Raw genomic sequence first — 4360 nt, 5'->3', positions numbered from 1 at the left:
GTAGCTCTCAAACAACTAGAGGAACTCAGCTTACAAGTAGAAGAAGATGAAACAAGCAAAACGAATTAAGCGGTGGCGCTATTATCTGCGCCGCTTTGCTCATCAGATAAAAATTTTACGTGTCTTACAAAGTATCTCTCGCGAAAAGTATGATGAGAAGATTTCGGCCTCTCTGGTCTATGGATTTTTATCAGCAGTAGCGGTCAATTTCTTTTTCCAACCAGGTCATGTGTATTCGAGTGGTGCGACAGGTCTGGCACAGATTATCTCTGCCTTGAGTAATCACTGGTTTGGTTTTCATATCCCGATTTCGTTGACCTTCTATGCCATTAATTTCCCTTTGATGGTCTTGGCTTGGTATCAAATTGGGCATAAGTTCACCGTCTTTACCTTTATAACGGTATCCATGAGTTCCTTCTTTATCCAGTTTGTCCCTGTGGCGACCTTGACGGAGGATCCCATTATCAATGCCCTTTTTGGGGGTGTTGTCATGGGCTTGGGGATTGGTTTTGCTCTTCGAAACAATATCTCCAGTGGTGGGACGGATATCGTCAGCCTGACTATTCGCAAGAAAACGGGTAAGAATGTTGGTAGTATTTCTTTCTTGGTAAATGGGACCATCATGCTGATAGCAGGCTTGACCTTTGGTTGGGAATACGCTCTCTACTCTATGATTACCATCTTTGTCTCTAGCCGTGTCACAGACGCTGTCTTTACCAAGCAAAAACGGATGCAGGCCATGATTGTGACCAATCATCCAGAGAAGGTAATTGAAAAAATCCATAAAAAATTGCACCGCGGTGCAACCATGATCCACGATGCAGAAGGAACCTATAATCACGAAAGAAAGGCAGTTTTAATCACTGTCATTACACGTGCAGAGTTTAATGAATTTAAACAGATTATGAAACAGGTGGATCCAAGCGCCTTTGTCTCTGTCTCGGAGAATGTTCATATTTTGGGACGGTTCGTTGAAACAGATAATTAGTGATCAAAAAAACCAGCTCGAGCTGGTTTTTATTTTTCGATAATTTTGTGGGCAATCAACTGGCGATAACAAATTTGTTTATTGCTTTTAGCATCATTGATGATCTGGAGAATAGTTTCAAAGGAAACACGACCAAGCTCCAAACTATTGATATCGACATAGGCTGCCAAGTTGAGCTTGGGATTGACTGAGTCGAAGCTGAGGACAGGGACATCCAGTTGGTGTTTTGCGATGTAATCACAGACCCCTGCAGCAAGGAGACTATCAATGGTAATAATAGCGTCAATATTTGGATCGTGTTTGAAGAGAAGTCTACTAAAGCGATAACCATTATCTTCAAGAAATTCAGTAGCAAAGTAAGTCAGATTAGTATCGAGAGGAAGTTGGTATTGTTTTAGAGCTAGCTCGTAACCTGTCAGACGGTCTTGTGTTACGAAGAGTCGCTTAGTACCTCCGATAAAGGCAATTCGCTTGCATCCTTTTTTGATGAAATACTCTGTCGCATCAAAACCAGCTTGGACATTGTCATTATCGACAAGTGGAATGAAGGGAGATAGAGATTTACCTAAGATAAGGAAAGGAAATTGCTCGTCTGCTACTAACTTAACCAAAGGGTCCTCTTCTTGGGCATAGAGGAAAATCAAACCATCTACACGCTTACCATAGACCATCTGAGAAATAGCTTTAAGACGCTCTTTGGCATCTTTACCTGTCGCGATCTGAATGGCGTAGTGGTTTTCAGAGGCGACTTGGGCGATACCACGGAGGACAGATGGGAAGAAAGGATTTTGATAGAAGGCGTCTGAGTCGTCAGGAAGCACCAAGCCGATAACTTGGGTATAACTGCTTACCAAACTACGAGCGTTGAGGTTGGGGTGGTAATTGAGCTCCTTCATAGCCTTACGAACACGTTTTTTTGTTTCGTCGCTAATGGTTGATTTGTTTTGAATAACACGGGTTACGGTTGAAGGTGAAACACCAGCAGCCTTGGCCACGTCTTTAATCGTAACGGGCATAAAAATCTCCTATTTATGGTAATCTGGATCACGGAAATGCGTTTTATAAAAGATAGTGACCAGATACAGAACAAAAAGAATGTTTTGTACAGTGATGAGGTTTGACATATTTTGGCCAAAGAGTCCCAAAATAAGTGTAATCAGAGTTGGTAATCCTAAACAGTTCAAGATAAAATGGTAGCACTCTTTAAAGGTCCTAAATGAAAAGAGGCGTGATTTCTTAGTGATATAAAGGAGAAGACTCGCTCCTAGAGAGACGATAAAGAAATTCAAACCAAAGAGGAAGCTCGCACCGAGAACTAGAAAGAGACTGATATAGACACGATTCTGCTGGTACCAGTCTTTAGAAATGGCTTGGGTCAAGCTGTCTTTACTTTTGAAACTCTCAGTCTCAATCGCTCGGTAAGAGACACGGGTCAGTTCTTTACTTTCTTTGCTGATGACGAGCTCATTCGTATCGAAATGCAGTTGCAAGTCCTTAGGTAATTCCTTGCTTTGACTTGGACCGATCACAATAGAAGGCTCTTGACTAGCTGTTCCAGTATAAGTTAATTTGCCATCAACAATTGTAGCGTGTTCAGAGAGATCCTGTACAACCTTATCTGTCAATGGTTCATAGACATTATCGATAAAGGTTTCTAGCGGATAAGTCTCCTGCGAGCTGTTTTGGATGGCAATAGGTACCATAGATAAGCTGATAAGGAAGATACTGGTAAAGAGAAGTTGGAACCAGTTGAGTCCGAAACGTTTGGACAGGGGCTTACGAAATCCCCAAATACTTGAAAAATAGGAAAATGGATATGGAAGCATAGGTATCTTTCTAAAAGGTGTTTTCTATATGAGTATTATATAGAGAAATGTGCTTTATTTCAAGTCTAGGGGATAAATTGCTTGTTGTTAGTATATATTTTGTAGCAATAAGAAAAGGGTGGCGGGGATATATTATCCCTTGTCGCCACCACTTGTAAGTCCTGAAACAAAGTTCTTTTGTAGGAAGAAGAAGAGAATACAGATTGGAAGGGCGATGAGGATAGCACCTGCTGAGAAGTAGGCAATCTTCAAGTTCTTCGCATTGTTGACGAAGGTTTGGAGACCAACGGCAACAGTAAAGTATTCTTTCTCACGAAGCAAGAAACTAGAGAGGATGTAGTCCCCGAAAGGTCCCATGAAGGCCCAGAGAGCTTGTACGGCAACCATTGGGCGAACAAGTGGAAGAACAATTTGCCAGAAGCGACGGAAGTGTCCTGCACCGTCTAGTTTTGCAGATTCGTCTAGAGACATTGGCACTGTATCGAAGTAGCCTTTCATGAGCCAAGCATTCATCGGGATACCACCACCAACGTATAGGAAGATGAGGAACCAGCTGTGGTTAAGGGCGTTCAACATAAGCGCCATAACGAAGAAGGCTGTCAAAGCGGCCATGGTTGGCACCATTTGGATAATCAAGAAGAAGACCAAACTTTGTTTACGAGCCAAGAAGTTGTAACGGCTGTAGGCATAACCAGCAAGTACGATGATACTTGTTTGAACCGCCATGGTAACCAAGGCGATGATCAAGGTATTGAGATACCAAGTACCGTATAGAGTTTCAGTAAAGAGTCCTTTAAAGTTATCAAAATTGAAGTCGATGTTAGTATCAAGTTTAAAGGCTGCGACGTTACCTGCTTTAAAGGCTGACATGATGGTAATCAACAGTGGATAGATAATCACGATTGATAGACCAATCAAGTAGAGGTAAGTAAGGGTTTGAGTCAGTCTACGTTTGAGTTTAATTGAGTTATTCATCTTAGACGTCCTCCATATCAAATGCGTGTAGTTTCTTGAATGCGATCATAGAGATTGAGATGACAATGATAGAGATAATCAAGGTAACAGCAGCCGCCATTGAGTATTGAGGAGATGTACCTGTTGTCAAACGGTAGATCCATGAGATCAAGATATCAGTTGAACCAGCTCCCCCTCCGACACTACCAGGACCTCCACCATTGAAGAGGTACATGATAGAGAAGTTGTTAAAGTTGAAGGTGTATTGGCTAATCAAAGTAGGTGCAGCAACAGCCAAGATCATTGGGAAAGTGATGTTGCGGAATTTTTGCCAAGCATTAGCACCGTCAATATAAGCTGCTTCGTAAAGGTCGTTAGGAATAGATTGCAAGATACCCAAGGTCAAAACGTAGATATATGGGAATCCAAGCCAACCTTGCATCATAATCAAGGCAATCTTAGTCCAAGTTGGGTCTGTTTTCCAAGGAATAAGAGCACCATCAAGGAAAGGAAGGAATTTAGCCAAGATTGGCAATACTTGAGTGTTGATAGCACCAACACTATCGTTAAACATGTTTGAGAATGTCAGGAT

At 41.8% G+C, this 4360-nt stretch carries 5 protein-coding genes; 1 reads left to right on the top strand and 4 read right to left on the bottom strand.

Translation table 11 applies throughout. The features are described from left to right. Window positions 1-46: 46 nt before the first annotated feature. Window positions 47-988 carry a YitT family protein gene (locus tag ACLNCN_RS03660; protein WP_024057518.1) on the top strand — a complete coding sequence of 314 codons (942 nt, stop codon included), beginning with the start codon at window positions 47-49 and terminating at the stop codon, window positions 986-988. A gap of 29 nt (window positions 989-1017) precedes the next feature. On the opposite strand, the gene ACLNCN_RS03655 is transcribed toward ACLNCN_RS03660, so the two are convergent. From ACLNCN_RS03655 to ACLNCN_RS03640, 4 genes are all read right to left on the bottom strand, one after another. Further along, window positions 1018-2004, bottom strand: coding sequence for a LacI family DNA-binding transcriptional regulator (locus ACLNCN_RS03655; RefSeq protein ID WP_001145419.1), 987 nt, complete (start codon window positions 2002-2004; stop codon window positions 1018-1020). 9 nt (window positions 2005-2013) lie between these two features. Continuing rightward, on the bottom strand, window positions 2014-2814 hold the full coding sequence (locus tag ACLNCN_RS03650) for a DUF1189 domain-containing protein (RefSeq protein WP_020903392.1): 801 nt from the start codon (window positions 2812-2814) through the stop codon (window positions 2014-2016). A gap of 132 nt (window positions 2815-2946) precedes the next feature. Further along, the gene (locus ACLNCN_RS03645; protein ID WP_001065642.1) at window positions 2947-3789 is read right to left on the bottom strand and encodes a sugar ABC transporter permease; all 843 of its coding nucleotides are present in this window, start codon (window positions 3787-3789) and stop codon (window positions 2947-2949) included. 1 nt (window position 3790) lies between these two features. Continuing rightward, window positions 3791-4360 (bottom strand): ABC transporter permease subunit (locus ACLNCN_RS03640; RefSeq protein ID WP_424844642.1); only part of this gene is annotated, 570 nt, incomplete at its 5' end.

This window comes from Streptococcus sp. CL8.13, assembly GCF_049737895.1.
The sequence above is the reverse complement of the archived record's forward strand: the minus strand, read 5'-3'. Positions and strand labels throughout refer to the sequence as shown.